Raw genomic sequence first — 17,091 nt, 5'->3', positions numbered from 1 at the left:
CCCGCTCTAAGCAGCCGGAATCGCTGCAAGAGCCTGTCATCCAGCAGCTGATCGAGCGTGGGCGGTCCCAGGGGTACCTTGAGCCCGAGGACGTGCGCCGTGCCTTCGAAGAGGCCGACATCCCGATGTCGCAGGCCCAGGCAGTGCTCCGCAGCCTGACCAAGGAAGGCGTGACCCTTGTGGTGGGGGCCGAGGAGTCCGCTCCCGCGCGCCGCAAGTCCGCGCGCCGCAAGACGGCCGCCCCCAAGAAGGCCGCCGCCACCACCACGACCCGGGTCAAGCGCGCCGCAGCGGCGCAGGAGCAGCCCGACACCGTGACCGCGGTCGTCGCCTCTGCGCCGGCCGCCGTCTCCTCCGGCGGTGCCGCGAAGAAGCGCGGCACCACCGCTCAGCGGCGCGCCGGCGACGCTCCCGCGGAGCCCGCCGCCCCCCGCAAGGCGGCCAAGAAGGCCGCCGCCACCGCCAAGAAGAAGGCCGGCAAGGCCGTTGAGAAGGTTTCGGACCAGGACGGCCCCGGTCTCGAGGCCGCCGACGAGCCCGACCTCGACCTCGTCGAGGCGCCCGACGACCTCGAAGACCCCGGTGTCGAGCTGGAGCTGGTCGAGGACACCGACGACAAGCCGGCCGTCCCCGAGGGGCCGATCGCCGGTTCCGGCGTGAAGCCCGAGGTCGTGGGGGTCCCGGAGAAGGCCACCGCCAACACCTCCGAGGACGAGGCGTTCGTCCTCTACGACGATGACGACGACGCCCCGGCCGCCCAGGTCGTCGCGGCCGGCGCCACCGCCGACCCGGTCAAGGACTACCTCAAGCAGATCGGCAACGTCGCGCTGCTCAACGCCGAACAGGAGGTCGAACTCGCCAAGCGGATCGAGGCCGGCCTGTTCGCCGAGGAGAAGCTGGCCGACGACGGCGACACCCTCACCCTGGAGTTCCGCGACGAGCTGGAGTGGATCGCCGAAGACGGCGGGCGCGCCAAGAAGCACCTGCTCGAAGCGAACCTGCGCCTGGTGGTCTCGCTGGCCAAGCGCTACACCGGCCGCGGCATGCTGTTCCTGGACCTGATCCAGGAGGGCAACCTCGGTCTGATCCGCGCGGTCGAGAAGTTCGACTACACCAAGGGCTTCAAGTTCTCCACCTACGCCACCTGGTGGATCCGGCAGGCGATCACCCGGGCCATGGCCGACCAGGCGCGGACCATCCGCATCCCGGTCCACATGGTCGAGGTGATCAACAAGCTCGCGCGGGTCCAGCGGCAGATGCTCCAGGACCTCGGCCGCGAGCCGACCCCCGAGGAGCTGGCCCGGGAACTCGACATGACCCCGGAGAAGGTCGTCGAGGTGCAGAAGTACGGCCGCGAGCCGATCTCCCTGCACACCCCGCTCGGCGAGGACGGGGACAGCGAGTTCGGCGACCTCATCGAGGACTCCGAGGCGATCCAGCCGGGCGAGGCGGTCAGCTTCACCCTGCTCCAGGAGCAGCTGCACTCGGTGCTCGACACCCTGTCCGAGCGCGAGGCCGGCGTGGTGTCGATGCGGTTCGGCCTCACCGACGGCCAGCCCAAGACCCTGGACGAGATCGGCAAGGTCTACGGTGTGACCCGCGAACGGATCCGCCAAATAGAGAGCAAGACGATGTCGAAACTCCGGCATCCGTCGCGTTCCCAGGTGCTCCGGGACTACCTGGACTGACACCCGACCCATCCGGTCCGGCACGGCATCGCCCGTGCGGGCCGGGCATCCGGGCCGGTCTCCCCGCGTATCCCACCGATGCGCAGGGGAGGCCGGCCCGGCCTGTTCCAGCGGCACCGGCCGCCGCGGCCGCCCCACGGGTGTGGCGAAGCCCGTGAGGGACACCGCGGAGGTGTGCCGCTCCGTACATCGTTCATCCGACAGGACCGATGATGCCGGTGCCGGTGTATGACCGAGATAAAGCACCGAGACCGGTCTGTTATCCCAGGTGTCCGGGTTCTATCCCAGGTGTCCGGGTTCGTCGTCCTCGCTCCGATCAGCGGATGGGCGTCCGGTTCCCGCCTTTCCGGGTCATTCGACGACGGTCAGCGTGTGCGGCCGGTTCCGGGCGGCGGGCGGAGTGAGTTCGGACCGGTGGCCGAGGTCGTTGAGGGCGTCGGCCAGCTCGGCGGGGGTGGTGGGGGACGCGCCCGCGGTGAGGAGGGAGTGGGCTATGGCCCCCCGGGTGGCCTTCGCCATGTGGCTGACCACGGTGCGCCGCACCGTCGTGCCGTCGGCGGTCTCGCGCACGACGCGGACCGCCACCGTTCGCTCGGACACGGGGTGCGCCGGCTTGAACGCGGCGGCGTAGGTCGCCGAACGGCAGTCGACCAGGAGTTCGCCGTCGGCGCGCTTGGTGAGCAGGTCGGTCAGCCGGCCGCGCCAGAACGCGCCGAGCGGGCCCAGCGGAGGCAGCCGCACCCCCATGGACAGCCGGTAGGGCGGGATCCGGTCGGCGGGGCCGACGACCCCCCACAGCCCGGAGAAGATCAGCACCGACGACGCCGCGGCCGCCGCCGTGGCGCCGTCCAGCAGCGCCGGCAGCTTCAGGTGGTCGTAGAGCACCCCGGTGTAGAGGTCCGCTGCGCGCAGGGTGGGCGCGTCGGACAGGGCGCGGTCGCGCTCCAGGGCGTCCCGGTCGCCGGGCGGCAGTCCCAGGACCTCGCGCGCCGTTGCATCGGGCCCCGTACAGAGGGCGTCCAGCGCGTCGAGTACCGCCTGGCGCGCCGACGTGACCTCGGGCAGGGACAGCGCCCCGAGCTCCAGGGGCGGGCCGTCGACCCCGGTGGCCTTGCCTTCGGAGGGCGGCAGCAGAATGAGCATGGGTCGTCTCCCGGGAGCAAGGGGTGCGGTGCCGGATCCGTGCGGACGCGGCGCGATCGGTGCAGCCCGATGGTAGCCGCGGCGGCTGGCCGCAGCCGTCCGGACCGCGGCGTGCCATCGGTCCGGACGCCCACGTCACCTGCCCGAGCACCCTGTGCCAACGGACCGGGCGCCCCGGTGCGCGCGGCCGAACGCCGCCGCGGACGGGACCAAACGCCGCTGCCGATCGGACCGGACGCCCTGCGTCATCGGCCCTGGACGTCCAGGGCCATCGGCCACTGGAAGGGGGCCGGTGGTCCCGTACACGGGGAGGCATCGGGTCCGGAACGCACATCGGCGGCGGCCTCCCGTGGGGAGGCCGCCGCCGGACGCCTTTCGCTAGATGACCTAACGCTCCTCATCGTCGGACGCGGCCGGGGTCGCCTGGAGCCGGTTCGTCTCGTCCTGGATCTCCGCTGCGATCCGGCGGATGGAGTCGTCGTGCTTGCGCATGTGGTGCGCGCAGAACAGAAGTTCGCCACCTGAGTTCAGAACCACTCGGACGTACGCCTGCGCACCGCAGCGGTCGCAGCGGTCTGCAGCCGTGAGCGGCTGGGTGGGGGCAAGGGTTCCAGTCACTTCGCCTTCCTCAATGCTCGGCGTTAGTCACTCTGCACAACATCTAACCGGACCGAGAGCTTCCCAACCAGCTCCTGTGTACGCCGACAGCGGAATCCGCGTGTTTGTGACGTGGGTCATCAACCCGGCGGTCGACCCCGCGGCCGCCCCCGGCCCCGGGGACCCCCCGACAGGCGAGACCCCCCGACACGCCGGGTTTGCGGGCCAATGGGGATCTGCCGGGAGGGTCGGGGTAGAGGTGGTAGTGTCGCGCGTGGTGCGTACGATGGCCCGATCCGCGCAGGCCCGGCAACCACGCGGCCCGCGAACGTGACCGGTCGGGCGACGCGCGGCACGCGCCGCCACCCCGGACGCTTCGCTCCGAGGCGAGGCCGGAGGGCGCGGGCCACCCCGGCCCGCCCGGATGACACCGGCGTCGGCCAGGAAGGATGCCCGCTCCTGTCACACTTTCCTGTCACACTCGTGAGCCAGATCAGCCAGCGTCGTGCCCGCCCCTGTCCACTCCGCGCCAACCGCACGCTCCGCAGCCGCGAGGCGTGGGTGCGCCTCGTCCCTTGAAGCAGGAGATCTCCACGTGACCGCCCTCACCGCCGCCGTCAACGAGCCCGAGGAATACTCCGCGCGGCATCTTTCGGTTCTGGAAGGACTAGAGGCGGTCCGCAAGCGTCCCGGTATGTACATCGGGTCCACGGACAGCCGCGGGCTCACCCACTGCATGTGGGAGATCATCGACAACTCGGTCGACGAGGCGCTGGGCGGGTTCTGCACGCGCATCGACGTCCTGCTGCACGCCGATGGCTCCGTCGAGGTCCGCGACAACGGCCGCGGTATCCCCGTCGACGCCGAGCCCAAGTCGGGCATGTCCGGTGTCGAACTGGTCATGACCAAGCTGCACGCCGGCGGCAAGTTCGGGACCGGGTCCTACACCGCTTCGGGCGGCCTGCACGGCGTAGGCGCGTCGGTCGTCAACGCCCTGTCGGCGCGCCTGGACGTCGAGGTCGACCGGCAGGGCCACACCCACGCCATGAGCTTCAAGCGCGGCATCCCGGGCCGGTTCGCCGACGCCGGCCCCGATGCTGAGTTCACCCCGCGTTCGGGTCTCGACGAGGTCCGCCGGGTGGCCAAGAAGGTCACCGGGACCCGCATCCGCTTCTGGGCCGACCGGCAGATCTTCCTGAAGGAAGCCGACATCACCCGGGAGTCCCTGCTCGACCGCGCGCGCCAGACCGCGTTCCTCATCCCCGGGCTGACCATCTCGGTCCGCGATGAGCGCGTCGAGGGCGGGGCGCCCTACGAGGAGGAATTCCGCTTCGACGGCGGGATCGGCGAGTTCTGCTCCTTCCTGGCCCCCGACGAGCAGCTCAACGACGTGCTGCGGATCCAGGGCACGGGCCACTTCACCGAGACCGTCCCGGTCCTCGACGACCAGGGCCACATGACCCCGAGCGACGTCGAGCGCCAGCTGGAGGTCGACGTCGCGCTGCGCTGGGGCACGGGCTACGAGTCCACGGTGCGCTCCTTCGTCAACGTGATCGCCACCCCCAAGGGCGGCACGCACATGACGGGGTTCGAACGCGCCCTCGTGCGCGTCATCAACGACCAGTTGCGCACCACCAAGCTGCTGAAGACCAACGACGACCCCGTCACCAAGGAGGACGTCCTCGAGGGCCTGTCCGCCGTGGTGACCGTCCGGCTGCCCGAGCCGCAGTTCGAGGGCCAGACCAAGGAGATCCTGGGCACCTCGGCCGCCTCCCGCATCGTCTCGTCGGTGGTGGGCAAGGAGCTGCGGACCTTCCTCACCTCGACCAAGCGGGTGGAGAAGCAGCAGGCCCGCGCGGTGCTGGAGAAGGTCGTCAACGCGGCCAAGGCGCGCCTGGCGGCCCGGCAGCAGCGCGAGACCCAGCGCCGCAAGAACGCTCTGGAGAGTTCGGCCCTGCCAGCCAAGCTGGTCGACTGCCGGAGCGAAGGGCTCGACCGCAGCGAGCTGTTCATCGTCGAGGGCGACTCCGCCCTGGGCACCGCCAAGCTCGCGCGCGACTCCGAGTTCCAGGCGCTCCTGCCCATCCGCGGCAAGATCCTCAACGTGCAGAAGTCGTCGGTCGCCGACATGCTCAAGAACGCCGAGTGTGCCGCGATCCTCCAGGTCATCGGCGCGGGGTCGGGACGGACCTTCGACCTGGAGGCGGCGCGCTACGGCCGCGTCATCCTGATGGCCGACGCCGATGTCGACGGCGCGCACATCCGCTGTCTGCTGCTCACCCTCTTCTACCGCTACATGCGGCCGATGCTGGAGGCCGGACGCGTCTTCGCCGCGGTGCCCCCGCTGCACCGGATCGAGCTGACCAACGTCCGCAAGAAGCGCGGGGCCAAGCCCGAGGACCGCTACATCTACACCTACAGCGACGCCGAGCTCCAGCGGAAGCTGCTGGAGCTGGAGAACAAGGGCATCAGCTGGAAGGAGCCCATCCAGCGGTACAAGGGCCTGGGCGAGATGGACGCCGACCAGCTGTCCGAGACCACCATGGACCCCCGCTTCCGGACCCTGCGCCGCATCCGCGTCGAGCACGCCGAGGACGCCGCGAAGGTCTTCGACCTGCTCATGGGCAACGAGGTCGCACCGCGCCGCGAGTTCATCTCACAGGGGGCGCGGGACCTGGATGTGGCGCGGATCGACACCTGAGTCCTGGGGGTGCGGGGGTCGAAGGGGGTGGCCCCCTGGGTGGTGGGGATCTCACAGGGGGCGCGGGACTTGGATGTGGCGCGGATCGACACCTGAGCCCTGGGGGTGCGGGGGTCGAAGGGGGTGGCCCCCTGGGTGGTGGGGATCTCACAGGGGGCGCGGGACTTGGATGTGGCGCGGATCGACACCTGAGCCGTCCCCGTCCTCGCGGGTTCGCGGGCGCCCGGCCGGGTTCGTTCCGGCCGGGCGCCTTTGCGTGACTCCGGCGCGTTCACCGGCCGTAACGATTTCGCCGTGTTTCAATCACCCGGAGTGATCAAGTCGGTGGGTGGTGCCGACGCGGGATCGGAGGGTGGGCGATGACCTACGTGGAACCGGGCTACGGTGACCGCGATACCGACGTGGTGGCCCGCAGAGTGGTCCAGTACGTCATCGACGCGGTGCTGTCCTCGATCCTGCCGTGGCTGTCCGCCCTGCTGTTCCTGCTGCTGCCGACCCGCTACGACGGGTCGGTCGACGACCCCGGCCTCACCGCGGCCGTGTCGCTGTCCGTGGTGGTGCTGGCGATCGTCATCTACGTCGGCTACTGGGTGGTGGTCCCCGCCAAGTGGAACGGGCAGACGGTCGGCATGAAGGTGATGGGCGTGCGGGTCGTCAACGCAGACGGCGGCGAGGCCGACATGGTGCAGATGCTGGTGCGCTGGATCCTGCTGGTCGTCGACGGGCTGGTCGCCGGGCTGGTGGGGCTGGTCGCGATGCTGGTGACCGACCGCCACCAGCGGCTGGGCGACATGGCCGCGCGCACCCTGGTCATCCGGGCCTGATCCACGGACGGCCGGCCGCGGTCAGGTCCCGGGCGGCGGCGCCCACACCCCGGTGCCCAGGAAGCGTTCCAGCGCCTCGGTGAACGGGGCGAGGTCCATGCCCTTGGCCGCCACCCACGCGTCGTCGTAGTAGCTGTGCCGGTAGCGCTCACCGCCGTCGCAGATGAGCGTGACGACGCTGCCGCGCCGGCCCTCGGCGCGCATCCGCGCGATGAGGTGCCACACCCCCCACAGGTTGGTTCCGGTGGAGCCCCCGGCGCACAGCCCGGTGACGTCGTTGAGGTGGCGCATGGCGGCGATGCTCGCGGCATCGGGGACCGGGATCATCAGGTCGATGACCGACGGGACGAAGCTCGGCTCCATCCGCGGGCGCCCGATGCCCTCGATGCGCGAGGGCATGCCGGTCGCGTAGTCGGGGGTGTCGGTGACCCAGCCGGGGAAGAACGCGGAGTTCTCCGGGTCGACCACCGCGAGGCGCGTGTGGTGCCGGCGGTAGCGGATGTAGCGGCCGATGGTGGCGGAGGTGCCGCCGGTGCCGGCGCCGACCACGATCCAGTCCGGAATCGGATGGCGCTCCATGGCGAGCTGCTCGAACACCGACTCCGCGATGTTGTTGTTGCCCCGCCAGTCGGTGGCCCGCTCGGCGTAGGTGAACTGGTCCATGTAGTGGCCGCCGGTCTCGGCGGCCAGCCGCTCCGCCTCGGCGTACATCTCGATGGGGACGTCGACGTAGTGGCAGGTGCCGCCGTAGCGCTCGATCAGCGCGATCTTCTCGGGGCTCGTCTTGCGGGGGACCACGGTGATGAAGTCGAGCCCGAGGAGCCGCGCGAAGTACGCCTCGGAGACGGCGGTCGACCCCGAACTCGCCTCGACGATCGTGGTGCCCTCGGTGATCCAGCCGTTGGCCAGCCCGTAGAGGAACAGCGACCGGGCGAGCCGGTGCTTGAGGCTGCCCGTGGGGTGCACCGACTCGTCCTTGAGGTAGAGGTCGACGCCCCAGTCGTCGGGCAGCGGGAACGCGTGCAGGTGGGTGTCGGCCGACCGGTTGGCGTCGGCGACGACCTTGCGGACGGCGTCGTCCACCCACGCCCGGCGCGTATCGCTGGAGCGGTCGACGCAGGGGTCGCGGGGCTCGTCCGCCGATGGTGCCATGACCAGCAGCGTATACGTCGGCGGGCCCGCCCCCGGATGGGGGCGGGCCCGCCGCGCGCTGGTGGAGGGGTCAGTCCAGGGATCCGCCGGACATGGCCGCGTGCATGCGCCGATGGGGGGCGGCCTCGTCGTCTCGGCTCTGCCGCTCCAGGGAGCGGGCCAGGGCGATGTGCGCCCAGCTGTCGCACGGGTCGATCGCGATGATCCTGCGGAAGGTGTCCTCGGCCTTCGTCAGCTGCGCGGAGTGGAAGTAGGCGCGGCCCAGCAGTTCGAGGACCGAACGGCTGTCGGGCTCGTCCTCGGCCAGCGGCGCCAGCACCTTGGCGGCACCGATGGGGTCTCCGAGCTCGAAGTACATGCGGCCGACGGCGAACGTCTCGTAGGTCGTCTCCTTCACGGGTACTCCCTTCGTCGCGCATCACAACCGTGAGCAGGGGTGCCGTATTCCCCTGCCCTGCCGCCGCGACGGCCCGGAGCGGGCCCGGATCAGGCGTCGACCGGGGTCACCGCGCCGGTGTCGACGTCGTAGACGGCCCCCTCGACCGCGAGGCCGTCCGGCAGCAGCGGGTGGTGGCGGATGCGTCCGAGGTCGTGGCGGAGTGCGCCGATCTGGTCGTTGTCGGTGTGGAACTCCAGGCTGCGGGTGTCGACGCCATAGGTGGAGTAGATGGCGTCGTGTACTTCGGCGTCGCCGGCGACCGATGCCATCTTGCAGCGGGTGTGCGGCAGGACCAGGACTCGCTCGACGCCGAGCATGTAGACCGCCAGCACCAGCGTGCGCAGGGTGTCATCGGTGACGCGCGCACCGGCGTTGCGCAGGATCTTGGCGTCGCCGGGCTGCAGGCCCAGCGTCGCCAGCGGCTCGATGCGGGAGTCCATGCAGGTCACCAGGGCGATTCCGCGGGCCGCGACCGGTTGCAGCCCGGCGAGGCGGAAGTCGCGGACGTAGTCGGCGTTGGCGGTGTAGACGTCGGTGAAGGCACTGGTCACGTCGGGCTCCTTGGGCGCACGGTGGGGCGCGGGTGGCGCGGCGGAGCCGTGCGGCCTGTGCCGCCCGGCTCCGCCGCCGGTCGTGGTGGTCAGCCGCCGGCGGGCGGGATGACGCCGGTGTCGGTCCGCCCGCTGCCGACGGTGGTGATGGCCCGGATCGGCTCACCGGAGCCGTCGCGGCGCTGGTCGAGGTCGGGGAGGCGGACCGGCTTGCCGTCGGCCCGGTTGGCGCGGGCCGGCGCGCGGCCGATCCAGGCGAACACGAGCACGTCCTCGCCCTTGAGGAAGCGGTGGCAGCGGACGCCGCTGGTGGCCCGCCCCTTAGCAGGGTAGACCTCGAACGGTGTCACCTTGGCGGAGCCCCCGCCGGTTCCGGGCAGGGCCGATGTGCTCCCTGACACGGTGACGACGACGGAGTCCTCGGGGAGGGGCACCGCCCCGAACCACAGGACGCGCGCGTCGTCGGGCAGCCGGACGCCCGCCACACCGCCGGCCGGGCGCCCCTGCGGACGCACGGCGGAGGCGGGGAAGCGCAGCAGCTGCGCCTCGGAGGTGATGAACGCGAGGTCCTCCTCGCCGGTGGCGAGCTGGGCGGCGCCGACGACGCGGTCGCCCTCCTTGAGGTTGATGATCTCGAAGTCGTCCTTGTTGGGCGGGGTGTCCCCGGCGACCCGCTTGACCACCCCCTGGGCGGTGCCGACCGCGATCCCGGCGTCGGTGTCGAGCACCGCCACCGAGACCACCTGCTCGTCATCGTCCAGGGCGACGAACTCGGTGACCGGCAGCCCGGAGGCCAACGGCGGGGAGTCGGCGCCCTCGTCGGGGATCTCCGGCAGCTCCACCACGGGGACCCGGATGGCCCGGCCGAGATCGGTGATGATCCCGATGTCGGCGCGCGAGCTGGCCGGCAGCGAGACGGCGACGGCGTCGTGCTGGGTGCGCAGCCCCTCGAACATGCGGGGTACGGTGGCGCCGGTGCTGCGGCCGAGCATGCCGCTGGAGCTGAGCAGCACGTGGCAGGGCACGTCGCCCATCTCCAGGGGGATCACGGCGCTGCGCGCGGCGCCGTCGCTCTCACGCAGGACCGTGCGCCGCGGGGTGGCGTACTCCTTGGCCACGGCGGCGAGTTCCTTGGAGACGAGCTTGCGCAGCTTGGTGTCGGACTCCAGGATGGCGGTCAATTCGGCGATCTCGGATTCGAGCTTGTCGCGCTCGGTCTCCAGCTCCAGCCGGTCGTACTTGGTGAGCCGGCGCAGCGGGGTGTCGAGGATGTAGCGCGACTGGGTGTCCGACAGCTCGAAGGTGGTCATGAGGCGCTGGCGGGCCTGCGCGGTGTCCTCGGAGTCGCGGATGAGCGCGATGACCTCGTCGATGTTGAGCAGGGCGACGAGCAGCCCGGCGACCAGGTGCAGGCGCTCCTGGCGCTTGGCGCGGCGGAACTCGCTGCGGCGCCGCACCACGTCGAGCCGGTGGCCCACGAACACCTGGAGGAGTTCGAGCAGCCCCAGCGTCTTGGGCTGGCCGTCGACCAGCGCGACGTTGTTGATGCCGAAGGACTCCTCCATCGGCGTGAGGCGGTACAGCTCCTCCAGGACGGCCTCGGGGTTGAAGCCGTTCTTCAGCTCGATGACCAGCCGCAGGCCCTGGTTGCGGTCGGTGAGGTCCTTGAGGTCGGAGATCCCCTGGAGCTTCTTGGACTGCACCAGCTCCTTGATGCGGCTGACGACCTTCTCCGGGCCGACGCCGTAGGGCAGCTCGGTGATGATCAGCCCCGTGCGCCGCGGTGAGACGCGCTCGATCGCGACGGTCGCCCGGGTGCGGAAGGTGCCGCGGCCCTTGGTGTAGGCGTCGCGGATGCCGTCGAGGCCCGTGATGCTGCCGCCCGTGGGCAGGTCGGGGCCGGGGACGAACTCCATGAGGTCGTCGAGGGTGGCCTCGGGGTGGGCGATCAGGTGCCGCGCCGCAGCGATGACCTCGCCGAGGTTGTGCGGCGCCATGTTGGTGGCCATGCCGACCGCGATCCCGGACGCCCCGTTGACGAGGAGGTTGGGGAAGGCGGCCGGCAGGACCTCCGGCTCGGTCTCCTGGCCGTCGTAGTTCGGCCGGAAGTCCACGACGTCCTCGTCGATGGACGCGACCAGCAGTTCCGCGGCGCGGCCGAGGCGGGCCTCGGTGTAGCGCATGGCCGCGGGCGCGTCGTCGCCGCCGAGGGAGCCGAAGTTGCCGTGGCCGTCGACCAGGGGCACGCGCATGGCGAAGGACTGGCTCAGCCGCACCATGGCGTCGTAGATGGCGCCGTCGCCGTGCGGGTGCAGCTTGCCCATGACCTCGCCGACGACGCGGGCGCACTTGACGTGGCCGCGGTCGGGGCGCAGGCCCATCTCGTTCATCTGGTAGAGGATGCGCCGCTGGACGGGCTTCATCCCGTCGCGCGCATCGGGCAGCGCCCGCGAGTAGATGACCGAGTAGGCGTATTCGAGGAAGCTCCCGCGCATTTCCTCGGATACGTCGATGTCGATGATCTTCTCGGCGAGGTCCTCGGGAGGTGGAGGAGACGTAGTACGGGCCATGCCGGTAATTCTGACCCGACCGGGTGACCATCGCGAACCGAGCGCGCGGTCCGCGGGGCGCGGGGCGGCCGGAAGCCGCCGCAAGAGAGGGCGTTAAGATCCCGTCAAAATGCGCGAAGAGACCGCTCCAGCAGGCGGATCGCGCCGTTCAGAACGGGAGGGTGCCTACCGTGAGTGATCGTGATCGGGACACGCCCGGCGACCGCAGCGCTTCGGCGTGGCGCGCCGTGCCGGGCCGGTGCTGGCATCCGGTGAGATCAAACACGGTGATATCGGGAATTCTCGATCCGGCGTGCGTGCCCGCTGACCCCGTCTCCCCTGGTAGGGAGAGGGAACTACACAGAGTGAATATCCTGGAGGCCGTTGAGAGGGCGGCAGATGGTACACCCGATCACGGCTTAGTCAAGGTGCTCGGCGCCACGGCGGATAACCTTTGTCGTGTCCCGTCTGCACACCTACGCCCCGTCCCGCCTGTACACCGCCCGGTGGTGACTGAAGCACACTTCCGGTCCGATCGCCGATAACGACGTGTATATGCTGCTGCCTTTCGTCCTCGCGCTGCACGCCGCCGTCGCCGTGCTCCTGCCGTCCCTGGTGCGCATCCTGGGACCGCGGGCGTTCCTCGTGGCCGGTGTCCCTCCTGCGCTGTCCGCCGCCTGGGTCCTCACCCAGGCCCCGTCCATCGTCTCCGGAACCCCGGCCACCGCCTCGTTCGCGTGGGTCCCGTCCCTGGGCATCACCTTCGACTTCCGGGTGGACGCCCTGAGCCTGGCCATGGTGGTGCTGGTCAGCGGCGTCGGGTCGATCATCTTCTGCTACAGCGCCGCGTACTTCCACGCCTCAGAGCGGGGCCTCGGTCGGCTGTCGGCCATCCTCGTCCTGTTCGCCGGGGCGATGCTCGGCGTGGTCACCACCGACAACCTCTTCGCCCTCTACGTGTTCTGGGAGCTGACCTCGGTCACCTCCTTCCTGCTGGTCGGGCACGACGACCGCAAGGAGACCGCGCGGCGGGCCGCCACCCAGGCCCTCGTCACCACGGCCGGGTTCGGCCTGCTGATGCTCATCGGGTTCGTGATCCTCGGCTCCATCGGCGGCACCTACCGGATCTCCGAGCTGGTGGCCGCCCCGCCCGTGGACAGCCCGTGGCTGCCCCTGGCGCTGGTCCTCATCCTGGCGGGCGCGTTCGCGAAGTCCGCCCAGATCCCGCTGCACTACTGGCTGCCCGGCGCCATGGTCGCCCCCACACCGGTGAGCGGCTACCTGCACGCGGCGGCCATGGTCAAGGGCGGCGTCTACCTCGTGGCGCGGTTGGCTCCGGGGTTCGCCGACGTCGACCCCTGGCGCGCGCTGGTCCTCGGGTTCGGCGTGGCCACCATGGTCGTCGGCGGCTGGCGGGCGCTGCGCCAGGACGACCTGAAGCTGCTCCTGGCGCACGGGACCGTGAGCCAGCTCGGCTTCCTCATCGTCCTCGGCGGCGCCGGCATCCCGATCGCCGCCACCGCGATGATCGGTGTCCTGATCGCGCACGGCTTCTTCAAGTCGACCCTGTTCCTCACCGTCGGCGTGATCGACCACCAGACCGGCACGCGCAGCATCGGCCGGCTGACCGGTATCGGCCGCCGGATGCCGGCCTTGGCGGTGGCGGCCACGCTGGCCGCCGCCTCGATGGCCGGCCTGCCGCCGCTGATCGGCTTCGTCGGCAAGGAGGCGGCGCTGGAGGCGTTCGTCCCGGGCCACGCCGGCGACCTGCCCGACGCCGCCGCCCTCGCCGTGCTGTCCGGCCTGGTCATCGGCTCCGTCCTGACCTTCGCCTACAGCGCGCGCTTCGTGTGGGGGGCGTTCGCCGACAAGGCCACCGTCTCCGAGCGCCGGTTCAAGAAGCCCTCGGCGGCGTTCGTCGCCGCACCGGTGCTCCTCGCCTCGGTCAGCGTGCTGCTGGGCCTGGCGCCCGCCGTGGTCGACCCCGTGGCGCAGAGCTACGCCGCCCTGGTGGGCGACGTCGGCGGCTACCACCTGGCCCTGTGGCACGGGTTCACCCCCGCGCTGGGGCTGACGCTGCTGGTCGTCGCGGCCGGGACCGCCATGTTCGCCAAGCGGCGCGCCATGGCGCGGCTCCAGAACGCCATGCCCCGCTGGCCCGACGCCGAACTCGGCTACCACCTGTTCGTCCACGCCGTCTACAGCACCGCCCTGAGCATCACCCGGCGCACGCAGACCGGTTCGCTCCCGGTCTACCTGGGCATCATCCTGGCCACGCTGCTGGCACTGCCCGGTACCCGCCTGGTGGCGGCGCTGATCGGCGGAGACGTCCCGGTGCCGCAGGGGGGCGACCTCCGGGCGTGGGACAGCCCGCTGGAAGTGGTGATCGCCGCGGTCGTCGTGGTGACCGCGATCGCCACGGTGCGCGAGCACCGGCGCTTCGCCGCGCTGATCCTCATCAGCGCGCTGGGGTTCGGGATCGCCGGGCTGTTCGTCCTGCACGGGGCGCCCGACCTCGCCCTGACCCTGGTCCTGGTCGAGACCCTGACCACCATCATCCTGGTCTTCGTGCTGCGGCGGCTGCCGGCGACGTTCAGCGTGCGGCCCAACGGCTGGTCCAAGCGCCTGACCCTGCTGCTGTGCTCGGCCGCGGGCACCTTCATCGCGGTCTCGCTGTGGCTCATGACCGGCGCCCGCACCGCCCCCACGATCTCCACCGGCTTCACCGACCTCGCCGAGCAGACCGGCGGCCACAACCTCGTCAACATCATCCTCGCCGACTTCCGGGCCATGGACACCTTCGGCGAGATCGTCGTGCTGGCGACCTCGGCGGTCGCGGTGGCCTCCCTGGTCCTGCTCAACCGCCGCGACCGGGTCGTGGAGGAGCCGGAGGACGTCGAGGAGCCCGGCGACCGCGACACCGTCAATGAGGAGGGGAGCGCCCGTGAGCACCAGGGACAGCCGTGACGAGGCCGCACCCCCCGAAGACTGGGAGGCACCGCGCGAACGCTGGCTGAGCACCGCGGTCCGGCCGGCCTTCGGCCCCCGCTCGGTGCTGCTGGAGGTCGTGGCCCGGCTGCTGATCCCCGCGATCCTGACCTTCTCGGTCTTCCTGCTGGTCTCGGGGCACGACCGCCCCGGCGGCGGGTTCGCCGGCGGCCTCGTGGCGAGCATGGCCTACGTGCTGCGCTACATCGCCGGGGGGCGCCACGAGCTGGCCGCGGGGCTGCCCATGCGCCCCAACGGCCTGCTCGCCCTGGGGCTGTTCCTGGCCTGCGCCACAGCGGTGTTCCCGCTGCTGCTCGGCGGTCCCATCCTGGAGGTCCACAGCTTCTACGCCGTGCTTCCGGTCTTCGGCGAGGTCAAATTCGCCAGCTATCTCGTCTTCGAATCGGGGGTGTTCCTCATCGTCGTCGGTCTGGTCCTGTCCGTGGTGGCCTCACTGGGTGCCCGCATGGAGGCGGAGGAAGAGGAGGCACGGGCCGAGAAGGCGCGCGAGCGCGTCCGGCGCCCGCGCTTCACCGGAGGGGGCGGCGCATGACCCCGCCCGGCCTCCTCCTCGTCGTCACCGTCGCGGTGCTCTACTCCAGCGGCTTCTACCTGCTGTTGCAGCGGTCGCTGATGCGCGTGGTCTTCGGCATCCTCATCCTGGGGCACGCGGCGAACCTGTCGCTCATGCTGACCGACACCGCCATCACCCTGCCGCCGCTGCTGACCGGCCAGGAAGGACAGATGTCCGACCCTCTGCCGCAGGCCATGGCGCTCACCGCCATCGTCATCACCTTCGGTGTGACGACGTTCCTGCTCGCCCTCGCCTACCGCGTCTGGCTGGGCGATGACAACGATGAAGTCCCCGCCGACCTGGAGGACGCGCGCATCAGCCGCCTGACCGAGCCGGAGGACTCCTCGTGAACGCACTCCTCGCGGGGCCCTTCCTCATCCCGCTCCTGGGGGCGGCGGCGACCCTGCTGATGCGCCGCAGCCCCCGCGCCCAGCAGGTGACCAGCGTCCTGACGCTGGCGGCCGTGGTGGCCGACGCCGCGCTGCTGCTGCGCCGCACCTCCGACGGCTCCGTGGTCACCAGCCAGGCCGGCGGCTGGGAGGCGCCACTCGGCATCACCATCGTGGCCGACCCCCTTGCGGCGCTGCTGCTGCTGGTGTCCTCGGTGGTGCTGCTCGTCGTGCTGCTCTACGCCATCGGGCAGGACATCGGCGGGCTCAGCCGCGCGATGCCCCAGGTCTTCCACCCCATCTACCTGGTGCTCACCGCGGGCGTGTGCCTGAGCTTCCTCGCCGGCGACCTCTTCAACCTCTTCGTCGGCTTCGAGATCATGCTGACCGCCAGCTACGCGCTGATCACGCAGGCGCCCACGCGCGAGCGGGTGCGGGCCAGCATGATCTACACGGTCGTCAGCCTGACCTCGTCGATCCTCTTCCTCACCGGGATCGCCCTGGTCTACGCCCTGACCGGCACGGTCAACCTCGCCGACATCGCCGGCAAGCTCGACGCCGCGCCCCCGGCACTGCGCATGGTCCTGGCGCTGATGTTCCTGGTGGTCTTCGGGATCAAGGCCGCCATCGTGCCGATGCACTTCTGGCTGCCCGACAGCTACCCGGTGGCCATCACCCGGATCTCGGCGATCTTCGCGGCGCTGCTGACCAAGGTCGCGGTCTACGCGATCATCCGCACGCAGACGCTGCTGTTCGGCGGCGACGACATCTCCTCGGTCCTGCTGTGGATCGCCATCGCGACCATGATCGTCGGCATCCTCGGCGCACTGGTCCAGGACGACATCAACCGGGTGATGTCCTTCGCCCTGGTCAGCCACATCGGGTTCATGATCTTCGGGCTCGGGCTGAACTCGGTCGCGGGCATCGCCGGGGTGGTGATCTACCTGGTGCACCACATCGTCGTCCAGGCCACGCTGTTCCTGGTCAACGGCCTGATCCGGCAGTACGTCGGGCACACCTCGCTGCGCGCCGTGCGCGGCCTGACCACGGTGTCGCCCGCTCTGGCGCTGTTCTTCTTCCTGCCCGCGATGAGCCTGGCGGGGCTGCCGCCGATGTCCGGCTTCATCGCCAAGGTCGCGCTGTTCGAGGCCGGCGTGGAGGCCGGCGGCGGCCTGGTGTGGGCCGGTATCGCCGCGGGCGTCGCCACCAGCCTGCTCACCATGATGGCCATCTTCCGCATCTGGGTCCGCGGGTTCTGGGGCACCCCGATGCCGGACATGGTCGAGGCCCGGGAGCAGCTGCAACGCGGCGCCAACCGCGGGGGCCTGCGGATGATGACGGCCATGACCGGGGTCATGGTCGGGGTCGGGCTGTTCGTGGCCCTCGCAGCGGGCCCGCTGGCCGAGGTCGCGTTCACCGCGGCCCACGACCTGCTCGAAGGCGGCGCCTATGTCGAGGCCGTGCTCGGCGGGGGAGGGACGTCATGACAACGGCGC

The 17,091-nt window shown here is 71.0% G+C and carries 13 protein-coding genes; 7 read left to right on the top strand and 6 right to left on the bottom strand.

What is annotated here, in order from left to right:
• Window positions 1–38: 38 nt before the first annotated feature.
• The gene (locus tag ACFO4E_RS04815) at window positions 39–1,688 is read left to right on the top strand and encodes an RNA polymerase sigma factor (RefSeq protein ID WP_378571963.1); all 1,650 of its coding nucleotides are present in this window, start codon (window positions 39–41) and stop codon (window positions 1,686–1,688) included.
• Between the two features lie 351 nt (window positions 1,689–2,039).
• Here ACFO4E_RS04815 and yaaA read toward each other — a convergent pair whose 3' ends face one another.
• Window positions 2,040–2,831 (bottom strand): peroxide stress protein YaaA, encoded by a 792-nt coding sequence (gene yaaA, locus ACFO4E_RS04810; RefSeq protein ID WP_378571790.1) that lies wholly within the window; start codon window positions 2,829–2,831, stop codon window positions 2,040–2,042.
• Window positions 2,832–3,218: 387 nt separating this feature from the next.
• Window positions 3,219–3,449 (bottom strand): DUF7455 domain-containing protein, encoded by a 231-nt coding sequence (locus ACFO4E_RS04805; RefSeq protein ID WP_378571789.1) that lies wholly within the window; start codon window positions 3,447–3,449, stop codon window positions 3,219–3,221.
• A gap of 574 nt (window positions 3,450–4,023) precedes the next feature.
• Here ACFO4E_RS04805 and ACFO4E_RS04800 point away from each other — a divergent pair.
• Together ACFO4E_RS04800 and ACFO4E_RS04795 are read left to right on the top strand one after the other, a co-directional pair.
• A complete protein-coding gene (locus ACFO4E_RS04800) occupies window positions 4,024–6,129 on the top strand; it encodes a DNA gyrase/topoisomerase IV subunit B (RefSeq protein WP_378571788.1) in 2,106 nt (701 codons plus the stop codon).
• 359 nt (window positions 6,130–6,488) lie between these two features.
• Window positions 6,489–6,953, top strand: coding sequence for an RDD family protein (locus ACFO4E_RS04795; RefSeq protein WP_378571787.1), 465 nt, complete (start codon window positions 6,489–6,491; stop codon window positions 6,951–6,953).
• A 21-nt stretch (window positions 6,954–6,974) separates the two neighbouring features.
• On the opposite strand, the gene cds1 is transcribed toward ACFO4E_RS04795, so the two are convergent.
• From cds1 to ACFO4E_RS04775, 4 genes are all read right to left on the bottom strand, one after another.
• Window positions 6,975–8,105 (bottom strand): L-cysteine desulfhydrase Cds1, encoded by a 1,131-nt coding sequence (gene cds1, locus ACFO4E_RS04790; protein WP_378571786.1) that lies wholly within the window; start codon window positions 8,103–8,105, stop codon window positions 6,975–6,977.
• 70 nt (window positions 8,106–8,175) lie between these two features.
• A complete protein-coding gene (locus tag ACFO4E_RS04785; protein ID WP_378571785.1) occupies window positions 8,176–8,502 on the bottom strand; it encodes a tetratricopeptide repeat protein in 327 nt (108 codons plus the stop codon).
• An 89-nt stretch (window positions 8,503–8,591) separates the two neighbouring features.
• Window positions 8,592–9,095, bottom strand: a complete 504-nt coding sequence (locus ACFO4E_RS04780) for a beta-class carbonic anhydrase (RefSeq protein ID WP_378571784.1) — start codon at window positions 9,093–9,095, stop codon at window positions 8,592–8,594.
• Window positions 9,096–9,184: 89 nt separating this feature from the next.
• Complete coding sequence (locus ACFO4E_RS04775) at window positions 9,185–11,665, bottom strand: DNA gyrase/topoisomerase IV subunit A (protein ID WP_378571783.1); 2,481 nt, start codon at window positions 11,663–11,665, stop codon at window positions 9,185–9,187.
• A gap of 534 nt (window positions 11,666–12,199) precedes the next feature.
• Between ACFO4E_RS04775 and mbhE the strand changes: the two genes are divergently transcribed.
• Genes mbhE through ACFO4E_RS04755 form a run of 4 tightly spaced genes read left to right on the top strand, consistent with a single transcriptional unit; the run spans window position 12,200 to window position 17,082 of the window.
• Window positions 12,200–14,611 carry a hydrogen gas-evolving membrane-bound hydrogenase subunit E gene (mbhE, locus tag ACFO4E_RS04770; RefSeq protein WP_378571782.1) on the top strand — a complete coding sequence of 804 codons (2,412 nt, stop codon included), beginning with the start codon at window positions 12,200–12,202 and terminating at the stop codon, window positions 14,609–14,611.
• Window positions 14,589–15,185 (top strand): MnhB domain-containing protein, encoded by a 597-nt coding sequence (locus tag ACFO4E_RS04765; protein ID WP_378571781.1) that lies wholly within the window; start codon window positions 14,589–14,591, stop codon window positions 15,183–15,185. Before mbhE ends, ACFO4E_RS04765 begins: the two co-directional genes overlap by 23 nt.
• A complete protein-coding gene (locus ACFO4E_RS04760; protein ID WP_378571780.1) occupies window positions 15,182–15,556 on the top strand; it encodes a sodium:proton antiporter in 375 nt (124 codons plus the stop codon). The genes ACFO4E_RS04765 and ACFO4E_RS04760 overlap by 4 nt, the downstream gene beginning before the upstream one ends.
• Window positions 15,553–17,082 (top strand): Na+/H+ antiporter subunit D, encoded by a 1,530-nt coding sequence (locus ACFO4E_RS04755; protein ID WP_378571779.1) that lies wholly within the window; start codon window positions 15,553–15,555, stop codon window positions 17,080–17,082. Before ACFO4E_RS04760 ends, ACFO4E_RS04755 begins: the two co-directional genes overlap by 4 nt.
• The last annotated feature ends 9 nt before the right edge of the window (window positions 17,083–17,091 follow it).

It is taken from the genome of Nocardiopsis mangrovi, from assembly GCF_042653925.1.
GTDB lineage: Bacteria > Actinomycetota > Actinomycetes > Streptosporangiales > Streptosporangiaceae > Nocardiopsis_B > Nocardiopsis_B mangrovi.
The sequence above is the reverse complement of the archived record's forward strand: the minus strand, read 5'-3'. Positions and strand labels throughout refer to the sequence as shown.

Bases quoted from the DNA above. Each gene is read 5' to 3' on its own strand.
- ACFO4E_RS04760 (WP_378571780.1), top strand. From the start codon at position 15,182: ATGACCCCGCCCGGCCTCCTCCTCGTCGTCACCGTCGCGGTGCTCTAC.
- ACFO4E_RS04795 (WP_378571787.1), top strand. From the start codon at position 6,489: ATGACCTACGTGGAACCGGGCTACGGTGACCGCGATACCGACGTGGTG.
- ACFO4E_RS04775 (WP_378571783.1), bottom strand. From the start codon at position 11,665: ATGGCCCGTACTACGTCTCCTCCACCTCCCGAGGACCTCGCCGAGAAG.
- yaaA (WP_378571790.1), bottom strand. From the start codon at position 2,831: ATGCTCATTCTGCTGCCGCCCTCCGAAGGCAAGGCCACCGGGGTCGAC.
- mbhE (WP_378571782.1), top strand. From the start codon at position 12,200: ATGCTGCTGCCTTTCGTCCTCGCGCTGCACGCCGCCGTCGCCGTGCTC.
- cds1 (WP_378571786.1), bottom strand. From the start codon at position 8,105: ATGGCACCATCGGCGGACGAGCCCCGCGACCCCTGCGTCGACCGCTCC.